Origin of the sequence: Microlunatus capsulatus, from assembly GCF_017876495.1 — a bacterium.
GTDB classification, from domain to species: Bacteria; Actinomycetota; Actinomycetes; order Propionibacteriales; family Propionibacteriaceae; genus Microlunatus; species Microlunatus capsulatus.
This window is the reverse complement of sequence record NZ_JAGIOB010000001.1, coordinates 2,042,991-2,065,047: the sequence shown is the minus strand read 5'-3', so window position 1 is coordinate 2,065,047 and position 22,057 is coordinate 2,042,991. Positions and strand designations below refer to the sequence as shown.

18 protein-coding genes are annotated in these 22,057 nt (G+C 74.7%); 12 read left to right on the top strand and 6 right to left on the bottom strand.

Annotation, left to right across the window (positions count from 1 at the left end; translation table 11 throughout):
• Positions 1-191: 191 nt before the first annotated feature.
• Genes JOF54_RS09490 through purL form a run of 5 tightly spaced genes read left to right on the top strand, consistent with a single transcriptional unit; the run spans position 192 to position 6,996 of the window.
• Positions 192-1,667 carry an MFS transporter gene (locus tag JOF54_RS09490; protein ID WP_210055078.1) on the top strand — a complete coding sequence of 492 codons (1,476 nt, stop codon included), beginning with the start codon at positions 192-194 and terminating at the stop codon, positions 1,665-1,667.
• Positions 1,668-1,677: 10 nt separating this feature from the next.
• A complete protein-coding gene (purS, locus tag JOF54_RS09485) occupies positions 1,678-1,938 on the top strand; it encodes a phosphoribosylformylglycinamidine synthase subunit PurS (RefSeq protein ID WP_210055077.1) in 261 nt (86 codons plus the stop codon).
• A complete protein-coding gene (gene purQ, locus JOF54_RS09480) occupies positions 1,938-2,618 on the top strand; it encodes a phosphoribosylformylglycinamidine synthase subunit PurQ (RefSeq protein ID WP_210055074.1) in 681 nt (226 codons plus the stop codon). Before purS ends, purQ begins: the two co-directional genes overlap by 1 nt.
• Before the next feature lie 6 nt (positions 2,619-2,624).
• Positions 2,625-4,691: a hypothetical protein gene (locus JOF54_RS09475; RefSeq protein WP_210055072.1), complete on the top strand. Its 2,067-nt coding sequence runs from the start codon at positions 2,625-2,627 to the stop codon at positions 4,689-4,691.
• 10 nt (positions 4,692-4,701) lie between these two features.
• Positions 4,702-6,996: a phosphoribosylformylglycinamidine synthase subunit PurL gene (purL, locus tag JOF54_RS09470; RefSeq protein WP_210055070.1), complete on the top strand. Its 2,295-nt coding sequence runs from the start codon at positions 4,702-4,704 to the stop codon at positions 6,994-6,996.
• 105 nt (positions 6,997-7,101) lie between these two features.
• Here purL and JOF54_RS09465 read toward each other — a convergent pair whose 3' ends face one another.
• Positions 7,102-7,884: a sugar isomerase domain-containing protein gene (locus JOF54_RS09465; protein WP_210055068.1), complete on the bottom strand. Its 783-nt coding sequence runs from the start codon at positions 7,882-7,884 to the stop codon at positions 7,102-7,104.
• 92 nt (positions 7,885-7,976) lie between these two features.
• On the opposite strand from JOF54_RS09465, the gene JOF54_RS09460 reads away from it, so the two are divergent.
• Together JOF54_RS09460 and JOF54_RS09455 are read left to right on the top strand one after the other, a co-directional pair.
• Complete coding sequence (locus JOF54_RS09460; protein ID WP_210055066.1) at positions 7,977-9,317, top strand: dipeptidase; 1,341 nt, start codon at positions 7,977-7,979, stop codon at positions 9,315-9,317.
• A gap of 158 nt (positions 9,318-9,475) precedes the next feature.
• Positions 9,476-9,649, top strand: coding sequence for a hypothetical protein (locus JOF54_RS09455; protein WP_210055064.1), 174 nt, complete (start codon positions 9,476-9,478; stop codon positions 9,647-9,649).
• Between the two features lie 63 nt (positions 9,650-9,712).
• On the opposite strand, the gene alc is transcribed toward JOF54_RS09455, so the two are convergent.
• From alc to JOF54_RS09440, 3 genes are read right to left on the bottom strand one after another with little or no spacing between them, the layout of a single operon-like run.
• Positions 9,713-10,798 (bottom strand): allantoicase, encoded by a 1,086-nt coding sequence (alc, locus tag JOF54_RS09450; protein ID WP_210055062.1) that lies wholly within the window; start codon positions 10,796-10,798, stop codon positions 9,713-9,715.
• On the bottom strand, positions 10,795-12,156 hold the full coding sequence (gene allB / locus JOF54_RS09445; RefSeq protein WP_210055060.1) for an allantoinase AllB: 1,362 nt from the start codon (positions 12,154-12,156) through the stop codon (positions 10,795-10,797). Before allB ends, alc begins: the two co-directional genes overlap by 4 nt.
• Positions 12,153-13,334 carry a glycerate kinase gene (locus JOF54_RS09440; RefSeq protein WP_210055058.1) on the bottom strand — a complete coding sequence of 394 codons (1,182 nt, stop codon included), beginning with the start codon at positions 13,332-13,334 and terminating at the stop codon, positions 12,153-12,155. The genes allB and JOF54_RS09440 overlap by 4 nt, the downstream gene beginning before the upstream one ends.
• A 178-nt stretch (positions 13,335-13,512) precedes the next feature.
• Here JOF54_RS09440 and zwf point away from each other — a divergent pair, with 178 nt between their 5' ends.
• Both zwf and JOF54_RS09430 read left to right on the top strand, forming a co-directional pair.
• Positions 13,513-15,012, top strand: coding sequence for a glucose-6-phosphate dehydrogenase (zwf, locus tag JOF54_RS09435; protein WP_210055056.1), 1,500 nt, complete (start codon positions 13,513-13,515; stop codon positions 15,010-15,012).
• A gap of 191 nt (positions 15,013-15,203) precedes the next feature.
• Positions 15,204-15,533, top strand: a complete 330-nt coding sequence (locus JOF54_RS09430; RefSeq protein WP_210055054.1) for a histone-like nucleoid-structuring protein Lsr2 — start codon at positions 15,204-15,206, stop codon at positions 15,531-15,533.
• Positions 15,534-15,905: 372 nt separating this feature from the next.
• Here JOF54_RS09430 and JOF54_RS09425 read toward each other — a convergent pair whose 3' ends face one another.
• A complete protein-coding gene (locus JOF54_RS09425) occupies positions 15,906-17,192 on the bottom strand; it encodes a DUF6986 family protein (protein WP_210055052.1) in 1,287 nt (428 codons plus the stop codon).
• The gene (locus JOF54_RS09420; protein ID WP_210055050.1) at positions 17,189-18,940 is read right to left on the bottom strand and encodes a CDP-glycerol glycerophosphotransferase family protein; all 1,752 of its coding nucleotides are present in this window, start codon (positions 18,938-18,940) and stop codon (positions 17,189-17,191) included. The genes JOF54_RS09425 and JOF54_RS09420 overlap by 4 nt, the downstream gene beginning before the upstream one ends.
• An 87-nt stretch (positions 18,941-19,027) precedes the next feature.
• Between JOF54_RS09420 and purF the strand changes: the two genes are divergently transcribed.
• From purF to JOF54_RS09405, 3 genes are all read left to right on the top strand, one after another.
• Positions 19,028-20,596, top strand: coding sequence for an amidophosphoribosyltransferase (purF, locus tag JOF54_RS09415; RefSeq protein ID WP_210055048.1), 1,569 nt, complete (start codon positions 19,028-19,030; stop codon positions 20,594-20,596).
• A 41-nt stretch (positions 20,597-20,637) separates the two neighbouring features.
• Positions 20,638-21,705: a phosphoribosylformylglycinamidine cyclo-ligase gene (gene purM, locus JOF54_RS09410; protein ID WP_210055046.1), complete on the top strand. Its 1,068-nt coding sequence runs from the start codon at positions 20,638-20,640 to the stop codon at positions 21,703-21,705.
• A 136-nt stretch (positions 21,706-21,841) separates the two neighbouring features.
• The gene (locus JOF54_RS09405; RefSeq protein WP_210055043.1) at positions 21,842-22,054 is read left to right on the top strand and encodes a DUF3073 domain-containing protein; all 213 of its coding nucleotides are present in this window, start codon (positions 21,842-21,844) and stop codon (positions 22,052-22,054) included.
• Positions 22,055-22,057: the final 3 nt, after the last annotated feature.

Sequence of the window (22,057 nt, the reverse complement as noted above, 5' to 3'; positions counted from 1 at the left end):
CCTGCTGTCTGTCCTCGCTCCGCTCGGACGCGGACCGCGCTCGGGTCCGCCGGCTTCGTCGTCGCCGGTGGACGAAAAGCGTGTCCACCGGCTCCTCCTCACTCCGGCGGCGCGCGGTCCGGGGCGTTGCAACGCGATGGATTTCTGTCAGTCCCCCGGTCTAGGTTCTCGACATCGAGGGAGCTGGAACCATGGCCGACGCACCGCACCTGGACCTGCGCACAGGTCCGCAACGGGTCTTCCTGCACGTCCTGCTCAACACGCTGGTGGTCTCGGTCACCAACTTCACGCTCTGGTTCGCCGTCACCTTCTGGGTGTTCCTGGAGACGCGGTCGGTGTTCGCCACGGGGATGATCGGCGGCATCTTCCTGGTCTTCACCACGCTCACCGGGATCTGGCTCGGCAGCCTGGTCGACCACCACCCCAAGAAGACGGTGCTGCAGGCCTCGGCCGTGGTCTCGTTCGTGCTCTACGGGGCGAGTCTGGCCGTCTACCTGCTGAGCCCGCCCGAGGCCTTCCGGCGCACCGACAGCGTCTGGCTGTGGGTGTTCGTGCTGCTGCTGATGCTCGGGGTCATCGCCGGCAACGTCCGGATGATCGCCCTCTCCACCCTGGTCACCCTGCTGGTCCCCGCGGACGTCCGGGACCGCGCCAACGGCCTGGTGGGCACCACGGCGGGGGTGTCCTTCCTGGTCACGTCGGTGATCAGCGGGCTGCTGGTCGCGGCCGGCGGCATGCTCTACGCGCTGCTGCTGGCCCTGGTGGTGCTGGTCGCGGCGCTGACGCACCTGTCCCGGGTGGTCATCCCGGGGGACCGGCCGGGCCCGCTGGAGCCCGCCTCGCCGTCGGCCGGGGACGACGCCGAGCCGGTCGCGGAGCCGCAGGGCGGGGTGCTGGACCGGCGCGTCGACCTGCGCGGCACCGTCCGGCTGGTCCGCGGCGTCCCGGGACTGCTCGCCCTGATCGGCTTCACCTGCTTCAACAACCTGCTGGGCGGGGTCTTCATGGCCCTGCTCGACGCCTACGGGCTGTCCCTGATGGCGGTGCAGGCCTGGGGCCTGCTCTGGGGCGCGCTGAGCACCGGCGTCATCATCGGCGGGCTCCTCGTGGCCAAGGTGGGGCTGGGCCCCAACCCCGTGAAGACGCTGCTGGTGGTGAACCTCGTGCTGTGGAGCACGACCGTGCTGTTCCCGCTGCGCGAGTCGCTCGTGGTGCTGGCCGTCGGGATGTACGCCTACATGCTCATCGTCCCGTTCGCCGAGGCGGCGGAGCAGACGGTGCTGCAGCGGGTCGTGCCCTACGAGCGGCAGGGCCGCGTCTTCGGCTTCGCCCAGAGCGTCGAGCAGGCGGCCTCGCCGCTCACCGCCTTCCTCGTCGGCCCCCTGACCCAGTTCGTCGTCATCCCCTCGATGACCGACGGGGTGGCCGCCGACGCCGTCGGCAGCTGGTTCGGCACGGGGGCCGACCGCGGCATCGCGCTGGTCTTCGCCGTCGCCGGCGTGGTGGGTCTGGTCGCCACCGGGCTCGCCTTGGCCAGCCGGCCCTACCGCCGGCTCAGCGCCGCCGTCGAGGCGGCCCGGCCGGTCGAGGACCCCGAGCCGGAGGAGGCGGTGGAGGCCCCGTCCAGCGCCTCGTCGGGTTCGTCCGGCCCCGGGCACCCCGGCTAGGATCGCCCGCATGGCGCGAGTGGTGGTCGACGTGATGCCGAAGCCGGAGATCCTGGACCCGCAGGGCAAGGCGGTGACCGGCGCCCTCACCCGGCTCGGGTTCTCGGGCCTGTCGGTGCGCCAGGGCAAGCGGTTCGAGCTCGAGGTCGAGGGGGAGCTGACCGAGGAGACGCTGGCCGACATCCGCCGCGCCGCCGAGACGCTGCTGGCCAACACCGTCATCGAGACGTTCGACGTCCGGGTCGAGGCCCCCGCCGAGGCCGGCGCCTGATGGCGCCCAAGGTCGGCGTCGTCACCTTCCCGGGCTCCCTGGACGACCACGACGCGCTGCGCGCCGTGCGCCTCGCCGGCGCCGAGCCGGTGCCGCTCTGGCACGCCAGCGACGACCTGCAGGGCGTGGACGCGGTCATCCTGCCCGGCGGCTTCTCCTACGGCGACTACCTGCGCTGCGGTGCCATCTCCCGCTTCAGCCCGGTGATGGGCTCGGTCATCACCGCCGCCGACGCCGGGATGCCCGTGCTCGGCATCTGCAACGGCTTCCAGATCCTCTGCGAGGCCCACCTGCTGCCCGGCGCGCTGATCCGCAACGACGTCCGCACCTTCGTGTGCGTCGACCAGCGGCTGCGCGTCGAGTCGACCGCCACCGCCTGGACGGGGGACTACACCGCCGGCCAGGAGATCACCATCGTCCTGAAGAACGGCGAGGGCGGGTTCGTCGCCGACGAGGACACCCTGGACCGGCTGGAGGGCGAGGGCCGCGTCGTCGCCCGCTACCTCGGCGGCAACCCCAACGGCTCGTTCCGCGACATCGCCGGGATCGCCAACGAGCGCGGCAACGTCGTCGGCCTGATGCCGCACCCCGAGCACAACGTCGACCCGCTGACCGGCCCGGGGACCGACGGCACCCCCTTCTTCAGCAGCGTCCTGAGCTTCCTCTCCGCCCGGGTCTGACCCCGGATGGGTGGTCGCTCCCGCCGCGGTCCGCGCCCGGCCGGGCCCGCTCCCCGGGGGCCGGCGCTGTCCCGGCGCTGGGTCGCCGTCCTGCTGCTGCTCGCCGCCGTCGTCGCCGGGCTCCGCGGCGTCCACCTGCTGCAGGAGCCCGCGCAGGCCACCGCCTTCGTCACCGAGCAGGTGGTCGTCGTCGGCGTCACCGGTCGGCCGGCGCTCACCGACCCTGACCGGGCCGTCCTCGAGGGGCACCTCGACGACGCGCAGGTGGGTGCGGTCAACGTCCGTCCCCGCTACGTCGGCGACTGCGCCGCAGCCGGCTGGACCACCCTCGGAGCCGGCCGCCGGGCCGCCGTCGGCGGGCTCTGCGACCCGCAGGTGGTCGACGGCCGGGTCGCCGACTGGGACGCCCGGGTGGCCGCCGCCGCGGCGCGCCGCGGTGACGCCCGGCTGGGCACCTTGGCCGGCTCCACCACGGGCTGCGTCGCCGCCGTCGGGCCCGGCGCCGCCCTGGCCGCCGCCCGTCCCGACGGCACGGTGGCCGACTACCGCACCCCCGAGCAGTTCCTGGCCGACGGCCTCAGCACCCGCTGCCCCACGACGCTGGTGGACGCGGGCGCGCAGAGCGACGCCGTCATCGCCCGGCTGGCGCAGGACCCGGACCGGACGCTGCTGGTCACCGGCGTCGGTCCCGCCGCCGGGTCCGACGACCCGGCGCTGCAGGTCGTCTACCGGCTCGGCACCACCTTCCCGGGCTGGCTGACCTCGGCCAGCACCCGCCGGGAGGGCGTCGTCACCCTCACCGACCTCACCCGCACCCTCGTCGACCACGACGCCCCGGCCGGCGCCCCGGTGCCCACCACCGTCGACGGGTCGCCGCTGGCCGTCGACCCCACCGCGCTCACCGTGCCGCTGGTGGACGACCACCTGGCCGCGGTCGCCGCGCTCTCCGACGACGTGGTCACCGGGTACCTCGTGCTGGGCGGCGCCGGCACCGTCCTGTTCCTGCTCGGCCTGGTGCAGACGCTGCGCCGCCGCTTCGCCGTGCCGCGCACCATCCTCACCTTCGGCAGCGTGCTGGGCGCCGCCATGATGCTGACCGGCTCGGTGCCCTGGGCCGGCAGCGGCGCCCCCGGGCTGGTCCTCGGCGTCACCGTCCTCGGCTGGTCGGCGGCCCTCACCGGCGCCGCCCTCGCCCTCGCCGCCCGGCTCGCCGTCCCGGCGGCGGTGGCCGGCGCCGCGCTCACCGTCGCCGCCTTCACCGTCGACGCGCTGCTGGGCGGGCCCCTGCAGGCCGGCTCGATGCTCAACTCCCGGCCGGTCTTCGGGCTGCGCTGGTACGGCTTCGGCAACGTCACCTTCGCCGTCTACGCCACCGCGGCCCTGGTGCTGGCGGGCTGGCTGGCGCACCGGTTCCTGGCCACCGGGCACCGGCGGGCGGCCGTCGTCGCCGTGGCCGCCGTCGGGTTCGGCGTCGTCGTCTGCGAGGGCTGGCCGACCATGGGCACCGACTTCGGCGGCGTCGTCGCGCTCACCCCGCCGGTGCTCTGGCTGCTGCTCGTCGTGGCCGGGGTGCGGATCACGCTGCCCCGGCTGCTGGCCGTCGGCGGCTCGGCGGTGGTCGCCATCGCCGCCATCTCGCTGCTCGACTGGTCGCGGGGACCCGACCGGCGCAGCCACCTGGGGGCGTTCGTCCAGCGGGTCCTCGACGGGGACGCCGTCGACGTCGTCAGCCGCAAGGCCGTCGCCGCGGCCGAGACGGTGGTCGGCGGGCTGGGCATCGGCTCGGTCCTGGTCGGGGCCGTGCTCTGGCTGCTGGTCCTGCGCTGCGCCCTGCCGGTGCTGCGGCGGGACCTCCCGACGCTGCCCGCCGTCCTGCACGCCGCGCTGGCCACGGCCGTCCTGGGCACGCTGCTGAACGACGGCGGGATCAGCGTCTGGCTCACCGGCACGGCGGTGGTGGCCATCACCGTCGGCTGGTTCTGCCTGGACCACGCGCTCCGCGACGGCTGGCCCTCGCCCGCGCCGGGCCGGGAGCTGTGGACGTGGCTCGGCCGGGGGTCCGCCCGCCGGTAGGGTCGGGGCCGTGGCGGACACGGTCGAGAATGCGGCGGCGACCCCGGACCAGGCGCAGCCCTGGGCCGAGCTGGGGCTCACGGAGGACGAGTACCGGCGGATCCGCGAGATCCTCGGCCGGCGGCCCTCCTCGTCGGAGCTGGCGATGTACTCGGTGATGTGGTCCGAGCACTGCTCGTACAAGTCGTCCAAGGTGCACCTGCGGCGCTTCGGCGAGCTCAGCCAGGACACCCCGGCCGGCCGGCTGCTGGCCGGCATCGGGGAGAACGCCGGCGTCGTCGACATCGGCCAGGGCTACGCGGTCACCTTCAAGATCGAGTCCCACAACCACCCCAGCTACGTCGAGCCCCACCAGGGCGCGGCCACCGGCGTCGGCGGCATCGTCCGCGACATCCTCGCCATGGGCGCCCGCCCGGTCGGGGTGATGGACGCGCTCCGCTTCGGCCCGCTGGACGAGCCCGACACCCACCGCGTGCTGCCCGGCGTCGTCTCGGGCGTCGGCGGCTACGGCAACTGCCTGGGCCTGCCCAACATCGGCGGCGAGGTCGTCTTCGACCGCAGCTACCTCGGCAACCCGCTGGTCAACGCGCTGTGCGTCGGGGTCCTGCGGCACGAGGACCTGCACCTGGCCAAGGCCACGGGCGCGGGCAACCAGGTGATCCTCTACGGCGCCGCCACGGGTGGCGACGGCATCGGCGGGGCCTCGATCCTCGCGTCGGAGACCTTCGACGCCGACAAGCCCTCCAAGCGGCCGGCCGTCCAGGTGGGCGACCCGTTCATGGAGAAGCTGCTCATCGAGTGCACGCTCGAGCTGTTCGCCGCGGGCGTGGTCACCGGCATCCAGGACTTCGGCGCCGCCGGCATCTCCTGCGCCACGTCCGAGCTGGCCGCGGCCGGGGACGGCGGCATGCACGTCGAGCTCGACCGGGTGCCGCTGCGGGACCCCTCGCTGGCTCCGGAGGAGATCCTCATGAGCGAGTCGCAGGAGCGGATGATGGCCGTCGTCGAGCCCGACGACGTCGAGCGGTTCCTCGAGATCTGCGCCAAGTGGGACGTCCAGGCCACCGTCGTCGGCGAGGTCACCGAGGACGACCGGCTGGTCATCGAGTGGCACGGGGAGACCGTCGTCGACGTCGACCCGCGCACCGTCGCCCACGAGGGCCCGGTCTACCAGCGGCCCTACGCCCGGCCCGCCTGGCAGGACGAGGTGCAGGCCGACGGCGTCGACGCGCTGTCCCGGCCCACCACCGGCGACGCGCTGGCCGAGACCCTCCTGCGGCTGGTCGGCTCGCCCAACCTCTGCGACAAGTCCTGGGTCACCAACCAGTACGACCGCTACGTGCGGGGCAACTCGGTGCTGGCCCAGCCCGAGGACGCCGGCATGCTGCGGATCGACGAGGAGACCGGCCTCGGCGTGGCGCTCTCCACCGACTGCAACGGCCGCTTCGCCCTGCTCGACCCCTACGCCGGCGCGCAGCTGGCGCTGGCCGAGGCCTACCGCAACGTCGCCGTCACCGGGGCGCAGCCGGTCGCCGTCAGCGACTGCCTGAACTTCGGCTCGCCCGAGGACCCGGCCGTCATGTGGCAGTTCACCGAGGCCATCGCCGGCCTGGTGGACGGCTGCAAGGTCCTCGGCACCCCGGTCACCGGGGGCAACGTCAGCTTCTACAACCAGACGGGCAGCACGCCGATCCTGCCGACGCCCGTCGTCGGCGTGATGGGTGTCATCGACGACGTCCGGCGGCGGACCCCGGTCGGGTTCGCGGCCGACGGCGACGTGGTGCTGCTGCTGGGCGACACCCGCGACGAGCTGGCCGGCTCCGCGTGGGCCGACGTCGTGCACGACCACCTCGGCGGTCGCCCGCCCGTCGTCGACCTGGCGCACGAGATGCGGCTGGCCGCGGTGCTGGTGGAGGCCGGACGGCGCGGGCTGCTGAGCAGCGCGCACGACCTCGCCGACGGCGGCCTGGCCCAGGCGCTCGTCGAGTCCTGCCTGCGGCGCGGGCACGGCGTCGCCGTCGAGCTGCCGGGGTCCGCGGACCCGTTCGTCCAGCTGTTCTCCGAGAGCGCGGGCCGGGTGCTGGTCTCGCTGCCGGCCGCGCAGGCCGACGCGCTGGCCGCGCTGTGCGCCGAGCACGACGTGCCCCTGCACGCGCTCGGCCGGGTGACCGGCACCGAGGAGGCGACCCTCGCGGTCGCCGGTCAGTTCACGTTGTCGCTGGAGCAGGTGCGGGCGACCTGGTCGGCCACCCTGCCCGCCGTGCTCGCCGCGGACCCGGTCGCCGTCGTCGCGGCCGGCGCCTGACCCCGGGCGCTCGGCCGACGGGCAGCCGGGCCCGCTCCGCCGGTCCCGCAGCCCGAGCCTGCCGACGTCTCGACAGGCTCAGGCGCGGCGGTCGCGCGGGGAGGGTTACGGACCGCCGCTCTTGACGCGGTCGCCGTAGCGCTCCCGCAACCGCTCGTTGTTCTCGTCCCCGCCGGGGATGTTGGCCGAGATGAGGATCGGCACCTCCGCACCGGCCTCCAGCAGCAGGCCGCAGACCTCGGTGACGAGCATCTGGGCGATCAGCGTGCTGGTCACCGTCGAGGTGGCCAGCACCGCGCCCCGGGCGTGGCCCTCGGCGTCGTCGGGCAGCGGCAGCTCGGAGTCCCCGAACGCGCCCCGGTTGTCGATGACGACGTCGGCGAGCTCGAAGAGCCGCAGGCCGCTGGGGTGCCGGGAGGTGATCCGGGTGGTGTGGTCCATCGAGGTGACCACGACCAGCCGGTGACCGCGCTCCTTGACCAGCCGGGCCAGCTCGACGGTCGAGCCGTTGCCGCCGGAGTTGGAGCAGATGACGAAGATGTCGGCCGGGTCGATGACGTGCACGGCGAGCAGCTGGGCCGCCAGGGACGGGTCGCGCTCCAGGTAGGGGTCCATCACCTGGTCGGGCGTGAGGTCGCCGTAGAAGGTGAGGTCGGAGAGCGAGATCCGGTTCGCCGGCACCAGCCCGCCGGCCCGGCCGGCGATCTCGGAGGCGAAGCTGCGCGAGTGCCCGGTGCCGAACACCTGGATGACCCCGCCCGCGGTCAGCGACTCGACGACCAGGGCCGCAGCGGCGGCGATCTGCTCCTGCTGGGTGTCGACGACCTTGTCGAACGCCTCGCGCAGCACGCGGGCCGCGGTCTGCTGGTTGATGGTGGGATGACTCATCGCTACCTCTTCCGACGGCCGCTGGTAACCGTTGTCCCCGAGAGCGGCTGGTTGGTGGGAATCCTACAGAGCCGGACCCCTAGGCTCTGCACATGACGCTGGCGGAAACGGTACGGGCTCAGCAGCCCTCGGTGCGGGCCGATCTCGAGGCCCTGGTGGCGGTCCCCTCGGTGAGCGCGGACCCGGCGCGGGCGGGGGAGGTGCAGCGCAGCGCCGACCAGGTGGCCGCCCTGCTGCGCGACCTCGGCTGCCCCGACGTGGCGGTGGTGCGCGCGGGTGAGGGCCAGCCCGCGGTCATCGGCCGCTTTCCGGCGCCGGCCGGCGCGCCGACGGTCTGCCTCTACGCCCACCACGACGTCCAGCCCGAGGGCGACCTCGCGCTGTGGACCAGCCCGCCCTTCGTCGCCACCGAGCGCGACGGCCGGCTCTTCGGCCGCGGCACCGCCGACGACAAGGGCGGTCTGGCCGTCCACCTCGCGGCCCTGCGCGCCTTCGACGGACGGCCGCCGGTCGGGGTGACCGTCTTCGTCGAGGGCGAGGAGGAGATCGGCTCGCCGACCCTGGCCCGGCTGCTCGAGGAGCAGCGCGAGGTGCTCGCCGCCGACGTCTTCGTCATCGCCGACTCGGCCAACTGGGCCGTCGGCCAGCCCGCCTTCACCACCTCGCTGCGGGGCCTGGCCGACTGCGTCGTCGAGCTGCGCACCCTCGACCACGCCATCCACTCCGGCTCCTACGGCGGCGTGGTGCCCGACGCGCTGACCAGCCTCTGCCGGCTGCTGGCCACCCTGCACGACGAGCGGGGCGACGTCGCCGTCGCGGGCCTGGCCACCAGCCCGCCGCCCGACCTCGTCTACCCCGAGGACCGGCTGCGCGCCGAGTCCGGGCTGCTGGAAGGGGTCGAGCAGATCGGCACCGGCACCGTCGTCGAGCGGCTGTGGTGCAAGCCGGCGGTCTCGGTGATCGCGCTGGACGCCACCCCGGTCGACCGCGCCTCCAACACCCTGGCCCCGGTGGCCCGGGCCAAGATCAGCCTGCGGCTCGCGCCCGGGGACGACGCCCGCGCCGCCTCGGCGAAGCTGGTCGAGCACCTGCACGCGCACACCCCCTGGGGCGCGCAGCTCCGCGTGCTGGAGGGCGACACCGGCGAGCCCAGCACCATCGCCTTCGACGGCCCGGTGGCCGAGGTGGCCCGCCGGGCGTTCGCGCAGGCCTGGGGCGTCGAGCCGGTGTTCACCGGCCAGGGCGGCTCCATCCCGATGGTCGCCGACTTCGCCGCCGCCTTCCCCGAGGCCACGGTTCTGGTGACCGCGGTCGGGGACCCGGACACCCGGGCGCACGGCGTCGACGAGTCGCTGCACCTCGGCGACTTCGAGGCCGCGTGCGTGGCCGAGGCCCTGCTGCTGGAGGGGATCGCCGGGCTGCCGCCCCGCTGAGCAGGCCTCCCGGGGGACCGCGGCGTCGTCCGTCGTCCGGTCACCGCCGGGGGCGGGGGAATGCGGTGGGGAGAATGGTTGCTGCACAGGACAGCTCCCGGCTCCGGCCGGGCGCACGGCAACGGCGCCTCCATCCGATCTCTGGTGGGAGGACCCCCATGAAGAACTACGTCACGTCCGCCCTGCACGCCCTCGAGACCCGTCGGGTCGCCGGCGCGTGGTCGCGGCTGGACCGTCAGCCCCTCGGCTACCCGGCGCTGGACACCGCGCCGGTCGAGGACACCGCGGAGATGCGCCACTTCCTGGCGGCGCAGACCTCGCAGACCGTCTGAGCCCCGGCTCGGCACACCAGGACCGTCCGGCGCACCGCGCCGGGCGGTCCTGTGCGTCCGGGCTCAGGCCGGGCCGAGGCCCAGGGCCGGTGACACCAGCGGGGCGGCGCTCTGGACCGGGAACGCGCGGTGCCCGCTCGGGAGGCTCTCCTCGAAGCGTCGCTCCAGCTGCTCCCGCTCCCCGGTGGGCAGCTCGCCCCAGCAGCGCAGCCGGCTCAGCCCGCCGTCGGGGTAGACGTCGACCCGCAGGTGCGTGGCCGGGCGCCGCGACGGCACGACGAACCGGTGCGGGGTGTCGGCCAGGACGGGGACGACGGGCAGCAGGTCCCACCAGGACCCGGGCTCGTCGAGCGCCCCGGACTCCGTGTCGGCGGCGCTGACCCGGACCTGGCCGGGGGCGTTGCCGACGAAGTAGGAGGTGTCGACCTCCAGCAGCACCGGCTCGCCGCGGGCGGCCAGGGCGAACAGCGCCCAGTCGTTCCCCGCCCCGCGCCGGCGCGCGTTCTCCCAGCCCTCGCCCATCGTGCGGGCCCGGCCGGGCAGGATGAGGTTGGCCGGGGAGGAGTAGAAGGCGTCGGAGGTCTCCAGCAGCCGGCCGCCGTTCTCCAGGGCCAGCAGGTCGACGGTGCCGACCAGGTGCCGCGGGTCCGGCCGCGCCTCGCCGTGCACCCGGAAGCGGGCGACCCCGCCGTCGGGGTGCAGGGTCAGCCGGAGGTGGGTCCAGCGGCGGTCGCTGGTCACGGGGTAGAGGTTCTCCTGGTCACCGGCGCAGGCCGTGCGCGGGACGAGCGTCGTCCACTCCAGGTCGGCCAGCGCCTTCGGCCGGGGGTAGCCCTCGACCGAGACCGCCTCGACGGAGACGAAGGGCGGGTAGTTGCCGCGGAAGAACGCGGTGTCGACGACGACGCCGTGCACCACCCCCGGCACCCCCAGCCGGACGACGGCGCCGTCCTGGCCGGGCTCGCGCCGCCGCCGTGTCTCCCAACCGTCGTAGACCTTGCCGCTGTGCCCGAAGGCGTCGACGGCCACCGCCGGCCCCGGCACCAGCAGGCTCTGGCGGGGGGCGAACAGCTCGTCGTCGGCGCTCACCACGCTGCCCGCGAGGTCGCGGGAGGCCAGGTCGGGGTAGCGGCGGAAGTCGGTCGTCACGGGGTCTCCTCGCGGCGGACCAGGCGGCCCGCCGTCGTGTCGTCGGTGACGGGCCGGCCGGCCAGGTAGGTCCGGCGGACCACCCCGCGCAGCCGGGCGCCGTCGTAGGGGCTGACGGGGTTGCGGTGCCGGAGCCGGGCGACGTCGACGACCAGCTCCTCCTCGGGGGCGAGCACGACGAGGTCGGCCCGGGCGCCGACGGCGACCCGGCCCCGGTCGGCCAGCCCGACGAGGTCGGCCGGCCCTGTGGACATCCAGCGGACGACGTCCTCCAGCGCCACCCCCCGGGCGCGGGCCGCGGTCCAGACCAGCGGCAGGCCCAGCTGCAGGGACGCGATCCCGCCCCAGGCGGCCCCGAAGTCCCCCGTGCCCAGCAGCTTGAGGTCGGCGGTGGCGGGGGAGTGGTCGGACACGACGACGTCGATGACGCCATCCACCAGGCCCTGCCACAGGCGGTCGGCGTTGGCGGCCCCGCGCACCGGCGGGCAGCACTTGGCCGGGGTCCAGCCGTCGGCGACGTCCTCGGCCGCCAGCGTCAGGTAGTGCGGACAGGTCTCGACGGTGACCCGGACGCCGTCGGCCCGGGCCGCGGCCAGCGCGGGCAGCGCGTCGGCGGCGGAGAGGTGGACGACGTGGGTGCGGCAGCCCGTCGCCCGGGCGGCCGCCAGGACGGTCTCGACCGCCCGCACCTCGGCCTCGGGCGGCCGGGAGGCCAGGAACTCGGCGTACCGGGTGGTGTGCGGCACCGCGTGGGCGGCGATGACGTCGGGGTCCTCGGCGTGCACGAGCAGCAGCCCGTCGAAGGCGGCGATCTCGGTCATGGCCGCGTGCAGCTGGTCGGTCGAGAGCGCGGGGAACTCCGGCACGCCCGAGTCGAGCAGGAAGCACTTGAAGCCGAAGGCGCCGGCCGCGTGCAGGGCGGCGAGGTGGCCGAGGCTGGCCGGGACCGCGCCGCCCCAGAAGCCGACGTCGACGGCGACCGCGCCCTCGGCCGCGGCGCGCTTGACCTCCAGCGCCCCCACGTCGGTCGTGGCCGGGATGGAGTTGAGCGGCATGTCGAGCAGGGTCGTGACCCCGCCGGCCGCCGCCGCGCGGGTCGCGGTGGCGAAGCCCTCCCAGGCCGTCCGGCCCGGCTCGTTGACGTGCACGTGGGTGTCCACCAGGCCGGGCAGCAGCACCTCGTCGTCGGCCAGCTCGACGACGACCGTGCCGGCGTCGTGCGCGACCGTGGGGGCCAGGCCCGACAGCGACTCGAGGGTGACGACCCGGCCGCCGCTGACGGCGACCCGGCGCAGCACCACGCCGTCGTCGGTCAGCACCCGGCCGCGGATCTCGAGGTCGACCGCGGGCCCGCTCACGGCAGCCACCGGTGGGCGATCGCGGCGCCGGTCTCGGTCAGCAGGGGTCCGGCGTGGGCGATGCTCCGGGCGACGTCGGGCTCCAGGGCGCTCAGCGGGTGGACGGCGGCGAACCCGGCCGCGGCGCTCTCGGCCGGGCTCAGCAGGCTGCGGCCGGCGACGACGACGACGGGGACCCCGGCCGCGCGGGCCCGGTCCAGCACCCCGACCGGGGCCTTGCCGCTCAGCGACTGGGCGTCCAGCGAGCCCTCGCCGGTCACGACCAGGGACGCCCCGGCCAGCCGCTCGTCGAAGCCGACGAGGTCGAGCACCAGCTCGATGCCCGAGCGCATCTCCCCGCCCAGCAGGGCGATCGCCGCGAAGCCGGTGCCGCCGGCGGCCCCGGCGCCGGGCTGGTCCGCGTGGTCGGTCCCGGTCGCGGCGGCGACCACGGCCGCCCAGCGCGCCAGCGCCGCGTCGAGCAGCACGACCTGGTCGGCGTCGGCCCCCTTCTGCGGTCCGAAGACCGCCGCGGCGCCGTCGGGGCCCAGCAGCGGGGAGGTGACGTCGCTGGCCACCAGCACGCGGACCCCGGCCAGCCGCGACGTCAGCGCGGCGAGGTCCACCGAGGCCAGCCGGGCCAGCGCGGCGCCGCCCGGCGGCAGCTCGCGCCCGTCGGCGTCCAGGAGGCGGGCGCCGAGCGCCTGCACCAGGCCGGCGCCGCCGTCGGTGGAGGCGCTGCCGCCGAGCCCCAGCACCAGCTCGCGGACGCCGGCGTCCAGGGCGTGCCGGACGACCAGCCCGAGCCCGGCGGTGGAGGCGTGCAGGGGGTCGGGGACCCCGTCGGGCAGCAGGTCGAGGCCGACGACGGCGGCCAGCTCCACCACGGCCCGGTCGCCCCGCCGGGCGTAGCGGGCGGTGCCGGGCCGCCCCGTCGGGCCGGTGGCCGGGACGTGCACCGCGGCGTAGCCCGCGGTCAGGGCCGCCTCGACGGTGCCGTCGCCGCCGTCGGCGACGGGGAGCTCGACGACGTCCAGGTCGGGGTGCACCGTGCGCAGGCCCCGCGCCACCGCGGCGGCCACGGCGACGGCGGGCAGGCAGCCCTTGAACTTGTCCGGTGCGACCAGCACGCGCCGCGGGGCGACGGCGAGCGGCGGGGCGGGCGGCGGCGGGGCGGGCGGACGCTCAGGCTCGGTCACCGGGGTCCTCCTCGGGCGGGGTCGCGGACCCGCACCAGGGTAGGGAGGGCCGGGCCCCGGTGGCGACGTCGGGGCGGCCGCGGCTCCCGGCCGTCGGCCCGCCGGCTCCTGGGTCGGTCGCGTTACAGGTGCCCCACCCCGTGTTGTCGCCCCTCCCCGGGAGTGCGAGCATCAAGCCGTGGTCACCAACTACGCCCAGACGATCGCCTACCCGGCTCCCGGGTCGCGCCCCTCGCGCAACGGGCTGGAGGTCCTCCAGCCGCACGTCATCGTCCTCTTCGGCGCCACCGGCGACCTGTCCCGCCGCAAGCTGCTGCCCGGGCTCGCCCACCTGGCGCTGTCGGCGCTGGCCCCCGACATCCAGGTCATCGGCACCTCGCTGGAGGACTACACCGAGGACTCGTTCCGCGAGTTCGCGCGGCAGGCGGTCACCGAGTTCACCCACCACCCGCTGAGCGACGAGCAGTGGACGCAGTTCGCCCAGCGGCTGACCTACGTCCCGCAGAGCGCCGGACCGGAGGGGCTGGGCGACGCCGTCCGGCAGGCCGAGGAGCGCCTCGGCGGCGAGGTCGGCCGGCTGCACTACATGAGCGTCCCGCCCGCGGCGGCGCCGGCGGTCATCAACACCCTGCGCGAGGCCAACCTCGTCGAGCGCTCGCGGGTGGTCATGGAGAAGCCCTTCGGGACCGACCTGCGCAGCGCGATCCTGCTCAACGACCAGGTGCACGAGACCTTCCGCGAGCGGCAGATCTTCCGCATCGACCACTTCCTGGGCAAGGAGGCCGCGCAGAACATCCTCGCCTTCCGCTTCGCCAACGGCCTGTTCGAGCCGATCTGGAACCGCAACTTCATCGACCACATCCAGATCGACATCCCCGAGACCCTCGGGCTGGACCGCCGGGCCGGCTTCTACGAGGCCACCGGCGCCTACAAGGACATGGTGGTCACCCACCTGTTCCAGGTGATGGCCTTCGTCGCGATGGAGCCGCCGACGGCGCTGGAGCCGCGGGCCATCAGCGAGGAGAAGAACAAGGTCTTCCGCTCGATGCTGCCGCTGGACCCCAACCAGGTGGTCCGTGGGCAGTACGCCGGGTACCGGGACGAGGACGGCGTCGCCCGCGACTCCGACACCGAGACCTTCATCGCCCTCAAGGCCGGCATCGACAACTGGCGCTGGGCCGGCGTCCCGTTCTACCTCCGCACCGGCAAGCGGATGGCGGAGGGCCAGCGCATCATCTCCATCGCCTTCAAGGAGGCGCCCAAGTCGATGTTCCCCGGTGGCTCCGGGGTCGGCGCCTCCGGGCCCGACCACCTGACCTTCGACCTGGCCGACGAGTCCAAGGTGTCGCTGTCCTTCTACGGCAAGCGCCCCGGTCCCGGGATGAAGCTCGACAAGCTGAGCATGCAGTTCTCGACGCAGGAGACCGACCGCGCCGGCGACGTGCTGGAGGCCTACGAGCGGCTCATCATGGACGCGATGCGCGACGACCACACGCTGTTCACCACGGCCGAGGGCATCGAGAGCCTGTGGGAGCGCTCGGAGCCGCTGCTGCGCAACCCGCCGCCGGTGAAGCCGTACGCCCCCGGCTCGTGGGGGCCGAACGCCATCCACCAGCTCGTCGCCCCGCACGCCTGGCGGCTGCCCTTCGAGCGCGTCTGGCGGACCCGCCGGAGCTGATTCGCGGCCGGGAAGAAATGTTCCCCGGCCACTCGGTGGGGCGGTCATTCCCGGAGGCTTGGAATGACCATTGTCGGAACCATTGCCTCAGGATTTGCTCAGGTCCGCCCGGCGCGCCGACAATCACCGGAGGAAAGGGCCCTACACTCGATTGGTCAGAGCAACTCGGGGTATGGAAAGGGTCATGAGCAGTGGCGCAGAAGACCATCGTCAAGATGTATGACGACTTGGACGGCAGCGAGATCGACGCCGAGGGGAAGAGCGTCTCGTTCTCCTTCGACGGCACGTCGTACGAGATCGACCTCAGCGGCAAGAACGTCGAGAAGATGCGCGAGGACCTGCGCGTCTACATCGACAAGGCCCGCAAGGTGACCAACCGCGGACGCGCCGCCGGCAAGGCTGAGCCGGCTCCGCTGGACACCAAGGCCGTCCGCGCCTGGGCCGAGGAGCAGGGCATGGAGGTCTCCGCCCGCGGCCGCCTGTCGTCGGAGCTCATCGAGCAGTACCGCGCCGCCCACTGACCTGAGCTGACGCTGCCGGGGCCGCCACGGGCGGTCCCGGCAGTGCTCTGCCCGGGCATCTCGCGGGTGCGGCCGGAGTCGTCGGGTGACCGCTCACACGCTGGTTACGTCGAGGGCCTGGACGGCTCTTTCCCCATGGCTGCCACCCGTGGGAGCGCTCCCGCACCGGAATTCCTGTGAATGCGCTGTGCGAGCGCTGGGCGGCGCCTTTCCCGAGCCACTCCGGTCACCGCGCCGTCGGCCGGGAGAAGACGCGCGGAAGAGCACCCGACCGCGCCCTCCTCGTTCGGCGCGACCGGCGAGATCGCGCGGTGCTGCCCGACCGAGGTCCACCTCCAGCCGCTGCGCACGCCGTAGGGCTCAGGCCGGGCCTCAGCCCACCCGGCGGTCGGCGAGGGCCGCGACCACGGCGAGGTCGCTCCCCGTCAGCGCGGCCACCTCGTCGGCGGTGACGGCGCCGCAGTGCGCTCCCCGGACCAGGAAGGCGGCGAGGGCCTGCGCGGTCGCCGGCTCGTCCAGCGCCCCGCCGTCGGAGCGGCCGGCGAGGTAGCGGCGCAGCCGGTCGCCGGTGCCGGCCAGGCCGCTGCGGAAGAAGAGGTAGGTGCTGAGGTAGCGGGTGGGCAGCTGGGCCGGGTGCAGGTCCCAGCCCTGGTAGAAGCCGCGCTCCAGCGAGCGGCGGACCAGCCGCGAGTGCCGGGCCCAGCCGGCGTGCACGGCGGCGCGGTCGCCCACCGGCAGCAGGTTGGTGGAGCCGTCGCTGACCCGCACGCCCGTGCCGGCCGCCGCCAGCTGCAGGACGGCCTTCGCGTGGTCGGCGGCGGGGTGGTCGAGGGCCTGCTGGCCGCCCGCGACGCCCAGGGCCGCGGTGTAGTCGTAGGTGCCGAAGTGCAGCCCCGTGCAGCGCCCGGCCGCCGCCTGCACCATCGGCGCGACGCCGGCCGTGCCGTCGGCCAGCAGGACCGCCTGCGGCGTCTCCACCTGGATCTCGAAGCGGAGGGTGTCCGCGGCCAGCCCGTGACCCCGCTCGAGCCGTCCGCAGACGTCGACCATGGCCGCGACCTGGGCCACCGACGTCACCTTGGGCAGCGTGACCACGAACCCGGGCGGCAGACCGCCGTCGGTGAGCAGCGCTCCGAGCAGCAGGTCCAGGCTGCGCAGACCGCGCCGCCGGGTGCCGGCCTCGAGGGACTTGCAGCGCACGCCGAGGTACGGAGGCGCGGAGCCGGCGGCGACGGCGTGGGCGAGGGCGGAGCCGGCGGCGACGGCGTGGGCGTCCTCCTCGGCGTCGGGCCGGGTGCCGTAGCCGTCCTCGAGGTCGACGCGGAGGTCCTCGACGGGCTCGCGGGCGAGCTTGGCCCGCACCCGGTCCCAGACCTCGCCGACCTCGTCGGCGGGCAGCCCGGTCGCCGTGGCCAGGGCGTCGGGCCTGGGGGCGTGCTCCTCCAGCGCGGCCAGCGCCCGGGCGCCCCACGCGGGAGCCAGGTCGGCGCGCACCCGGTCGGCCGGCACGTAGACGGTGTGCACGGGCTGGCGGTCGGTGCGCTCGCCGGGGTAGCGGGCGAGCCGCTCGGCGTCGTCGGACGCCAGGGCGGCGTCGAGGGCGTCGAGGTCGGCAGCGCCGAGGCCGGTCCGCGGAGCCGCCGGTGCAGGCCCGCTCACCGCTGGCCCCGGACGATCGCCCCGGCCACCCGCAGGAACTCGTCCGCCGCGCGGGCGCCGAGGTGGTCGCCCAGGCAGTGGTGCCGGTAGGCCAGCCGCCGCTCGCGCAGCGGGTCGTCGCCCAGCAGGTGGTCCAGGGCCGCGTCCAGCGTCGAGAGGTCCTTCTCGATGACGTAGGAGACCCGCGCCATCGGGAACTCGTCGGTGAAGGCCGTGCCCGAGGAGCGGATGGCCACCATGGCCAGCGGCTTGCCCGAGGCCAGGAAGTCCGAGGCGACGGAGCTGACGTCGGTGACCAGCGCGTCGACGCCGTTGATGCAGGCCGGGATGTCCCGCTCGGTCTCGGCCGCCGGCCCCCAGACGTGGGCGCGGCCACTGGCGGCCCGGTCGTCGGCCAGCCGCTGCTGGATGCGGGCGACGACGGCGGCGTCCTCCGGTTCGTTGTAGCTCAGCGGGTGCGGCCGGAAGACGACGGTCGCCCCGCGGGCCAGCAGCGCCTCGACGACGCGGTCGCCGAGCGGCAGCGAGGAGTAGTTGGTCGCGGGCCGGCCGCCGCGCCAGGTGGGGGCGTAGAGGACGGTCCGGGGGGCCCCGGCGGCCAGCGGCTCGTCGTGCACCTCGATCCGCTCGATCTGCGGGCGGCCCACCACGACGAACTTCTCCGGCGGCACCTGGACGCCGTGCGCCGCGTAGCGCTCGACGCCCTGCTGGCCCGAGACGAAGAGCTTGTCGTAGGTGGCGTGCCGGGGGCTGAAGTTCGCGGCCTTGTCGGAGTCGCCGTGGTTCAGCCAGACGTGGGTCAGCCGCCGGTAGCGCTGGAAGGAGGAGTTGGCGGCGCTGCCCTGGACGTAGAAGGCGGCCTTCATCGACGGCACCACCAGCTGGTCGAGGGTGCCCACGGTGCTGTTCTTCCGGGGCACCAGGACCGGGGCGGAGGTCAGCGAGGCGATGACCGGGACGGTCTCGGGCGCCCGGGTGATGACGACGAACGGGACGCCGAGCCGCTCGAGGTAGGGCAGCCACATGCCCAGCTGGTAGCGCGCGCCGACGACGGTGGAGTAGTAGACGACGAAGGCCGGCGCGTGCGCGACCAGCGCCTTCCGCAGCCCGCGCGCGGCCCGGCGCGCGGCCAGGTTGGCCCGGCCGGCGTGCACGACGAGGACGGCTGCGGTGGCCAGGGCCACCAGCCCGGCGACCAGGTGCAGCCAGCCGGGCGCCGCCACCAGGGCCAGCACCCAGCCCAGCGCCGTCACCGCGAGGGTGACCCACGGGAGCACCGCCACCGGGAAGGGCGGCTCGGGCACCACGGGGACGCCGGGCAGGTTGACCGCGACCGTGTCGGTCTTGGTGAGCATGCTGCGCAGAGAGCTCTCGGCGAGGACGGCCAGCAGCGCCAGCCCGGTGCCGACCCAGATCCAGACGGCGTCGTCGGGCCGCCGGGCGAGCAGCGCGCCCGTGACCGCCACCAGCAGCACGAGGCGGGCGCCGACGTAGGAGCCGAGCAGCTCCGGCCGGCGGGCCGCGCTCCGCCGCAGCAGCCAGCCGACGAGGGCCAGCCCCACCAGCCCGACGGCGACGCCGACCAGCTGGACGGCCCCGCCGCCGGCGAAGAGCAGCACCACCGCCACGACCGCGGCCACCTGCGCGCCGTTCTGCACCAGCAGGTCGACCATCTTGGCCCGGCTCGAGCCGAGCACGCCGGACCACCCGCTGAGGCTCAGGACGCGGGGTCGTCTCCAGGCAGGCATGCCGAGAAGGGTAGTGGCCGACCACCGGCCGCCCGGGGAGGCCGCGGGCGCGCGGGAGCCCGGGCGGCCCGCGGCCGTTAGACTTCCGTGGTGAGCGGAGACGGCCGGCTGAACCACGACCTCGACCCCCAGGACCGCGGACCGCAGGACGCCTGCGGCGTCTTCGGCGTGTGGGCGCCCGGCGAGGAGGTCGCCAAGCTCACCTACTTCGGGCTCTACGCCCTGCAGCACCGCGGGCAGGAGTCCGCGGGCATCGCCGTCAGCAACGGCTCCCAGATCATGGTCTTCAAGGACATGGGGCTGGTCTCCCAGGTCTTCGACGAGACCACGCTGAACTCCCTGCGCGGGCACCTGGCCATCGGCCATGCGCGGTACTCGACCACCGGGGCCAGCGTCTGGAAGAACGCGCAGCCGACGTTCCGGCCCACCGCCTCGGGCGGCCTGGCGCTGGGCCACAACGGCAACCTCACCAACACCGCCGAGCTCGAGCAGTGGCTCGCCGAGCGGGACCGCCCGGAGGACTCGCTGGTCCCCGGCGGGATCACCCGCAGCTGGAGCCACCAGGGCACCCACGACTCGACCAACGACACCTCGCTGGTCACGGCGCTGATGTCCACCTACCCCGGGATGACGACGGAGCAGGCGGCCGCCGAGGTGCTGCCCCGGCTCAAGGGCGCTTTCAGCCTCGTGTTCATGGACGAGGAGACGCTGTACGCCGCGCGCGACCCGCAGGGCATCCGCCCGCTGGTCCTCGGCCGGCTGGAGCGTGGCTGGGTGGTGGCCAGCGAGACGGCCGCGCTCGACATCGTCGGCGCCTCGTTCATCCGCGAGATCGAGCCCGGCGAGATGGTCGCCGTCGACGCCTCGGGCCTGCGCAGCACCCGCTTCGCCGAGCCGGCCCCCAAGGGCTGCCTCTTCGAGTTCGTCTACCTGGCCCGGCCCGACACCACCATCTCGGGCAAGCGGCTGCACTCGGTGCGCGTGGAGGTCGGCCGCACGCTGGCCAAGGAGTTCCCCGTCGACGCCGACCTGGTCATCCCGGTGCCCGAGTCGGGCACGCCGGCGGCCATCGGCTACGCCGAGCAGTCGGGCATCCCCTACGGCCAGGGCCTGGTCAAGAACTCCTACGTCGGCCGCACCTTCATCCAGCCCAGCCAGACGCTGCGCCAGCTCGGCATCCGGCTCAAGCTCAACCCGCTGCGCGACGTCATCGCCGGCAAGAGGCTGGTCGTCGTCGACGACTCGATCGTCCGCGGCAACACCCAGCGCGCGCTCATCCGGATGCTGCGCGAGGCCGGCGCCCTGGAGATCCACGTGCGGATCTCGTCCCCGCCGGTCAAGTGGCCGTGCTTCTACGGCATCGACTTCGCCTCCCGGGCCGAGCTGATCGCGACCGGGCTCACCACCGACGAGATCTGCCGCTCCATCGGCGCCGACTCGCTCGGCTACGTGTCGCTGGAGGGCCTGGTCGACGCCACCGAGGTCGGCATGGACAAGCTCTGCCGTGCCTGCTTCGACGGCGTCTACCCCGTCGAGCTGCCGCTGAGCGAGCGGATCGGCCACCCGCTGGCCGACGAGGGCACCCGGACCGACGCGGACGGCCTGAGCGCCGCCGTCGCCGGTGTCGGCGCCGCCGACGCGCTCAGCCGTCCCTGACCCGGGCACCCGCCCCGAGCGACGCCCACCCGAGGAGCCCGATGACCCAGCAGTCCGCCTACGCCGCCGCCGGCGTCGACATCGAGGCCGGTGACCGCGCCGTCGAGCTGATGAAGGAGTCGGTCGCCCGGACCCGCCGCCCGGAGGTCCTCAGCGGCCTCGGGGGCTTCGCCGGGCTGTTCGACGCCGGCCCGATCGCCGCCATGCGGCACCCGGTGCTGGCCACCTCCACCGACGGCATCGGTACCAAGGTGGCGATCGCGCAGGCCATGGGCGTGCACGACACGATCGGCTTCGACCTCGTCGGCATGGTCGTCGACGACCTCGTCGTCTGCGGCGCCGAGCCGCTGTTCATGACCGACTACATCGCCTGCGGGCGGGTGGTTCCCGAGCGGGTGGCCGCCATCGTCCGGGGCATCGCCGACGCCTGCGCCCACGCCGGCTGCGCCCTGCTGGGCGGGGAGACCGCCGAGCACCCGGGCCTGCTGGGACCGGACGAGTACGACGTGGCGGGGGCCGCGACCGGCGTCGTCGAGCGGGACCGCATCCTAGGAGCCGAGCGCGTCCGGGCCGGCGACGTCGTGCTGGCCCTGGAGTCGTCGGGGCTGCACTCCAACGGCTACTCGCTGGTCCGGCACGTGCTGCTGGAGCACGCGGGCTGGGCGCTCGACCGCGACGTCCCCGAGCTGGGGCGCACGCTGGGCGAGGAGCTGCTGGAGCCCACCCGCGTCTACGCCCGCGACTGCCTGGCCCTGGTCGACGCCGTCGAGGTGCACGCGATGAGCCACGTCACCGGGGGCGGGCTGGCCAACAACCTGGCCCGGGTGGTCCCGTCCGGCCTGGCCGTGCAGGTGGAGCGCAGCAGCTGGGCGCTGCCGCCGGTCTTCGGGCTGGTGCAGGAGGTGGGCGCGGTGTCGCGCCCCGACCTCGAGGCGACGCTGAACCTCGGCGTCGGCATGGTCGCCGTCCTGCCCGCGGCCTCCGTCGACGCCGCGGTCGCGCTGCTCGCCGGGCGTGGCCTGCGGGCGTGGGTCTGCGGTAGCGTCAGCGCTGCGGGAACCGACGCTCCCGGCGCCGTGAGCCTGGTCGGGGAGCACGCGGTCGCCTGACCGGGGTCGCACCCGGCCCGGGGGTGGGCCGTGCTTTGCGCCGTTGCGCCCATTGGGTAGCATCGTGCCCACGACAGAATTCATCCTGAGCCGCGGCTGAGCCGCTGGCGGACAAAGGCGAGGGGGTCGACCCGACATGGGGCGCGGCCGTGCAAAGGCAAAGCAGACGAAGGTTGCCCGGGAGCTCAAGTACCGTGCGTTCGACACGGACTTCAGCTCGTTGGCGGCCGAGCTCCGAGGGTCGGAAGGTCACGAGGTGCCTCCTGCCTACGCCGACCTGGCCGACCAGGACACCGACGAGCAGGACGACTCGCCGGACACCTACGGGGACCTCCGCAAGTCCGGTTGACCG

Bases quoted from the DNA above. Each gene is read 5' to 3' on its own strand.
- JOF54_RS09490 (WP_210055078.1), top strand. From the start codon at position 192: ATGGCCGACGCACCGCACCTGGACCTGCGCACAGGTCCGCAACGGGTC.
- purS (WP_210055077.1), top strand. From the start codon at position 1,678: ATGGCGCGAGTGGTGGTCGACGTGATGCCGAAGCCGGAGATCCTGGAC.
- purQ (WP_210055074.1), top strand. From the start codon at position 1,938: ATGGCGCCCAAGGTCGGCGTCGTCACCTTCCCGGGCTCCCTGGACGAC.
- JOF54_RS09475 (WP_210055072.1), top strand. From the start codon at position 2,625: ATGGGTGGTCGCTCCCGCCGCGGTCCGCGCCCGGCCGGGCCCGCTCCC.
- JOF54_RS09465 (WP_210055068.1), bottom strand. From the start codon at position 7,884: ATGAGTCATCCCACCATCAACCAGCAGACCGCGGCCCGCGTGCTGCGC.
- JOF54_RS09460 (WP_210055066.1), top strand. From the start codon at position 7,977: ATGACGCTGGCGGAAACGGTACGGGCTCAGCAGCCCTCGGTGCGGGCC.
- JOF54_RS09455 (WP_210055064.1), top strand. From the start codon at position 9,476: ATGAAGAACTACGTCACGTCCGCCCTGCACGCCCTCGAGACCCGTCGG.
- JOF54_RS09420 (WP_210055050.1), bottom strand. From the start codon at position 18,940: ATGCCTGCCTGGAGACGACCCCGCGTCCTGAGCCTCAGCGGGTGGTCC.
- purM (WP_210055046.1), top strand. From the start codon at position 20,638: ATGACCCAGCAGTCCGCCTACGCCGCCGCCGGCGTCGACATCGAGGCC.
- JOF54_RS09405 (WP_210055043.1), top strand. From the start codon at position 21,842: ATGGGGCGCGGCCGTGCAAAGGCAAAGCAGACGAAGGTTGCCCGGGAG.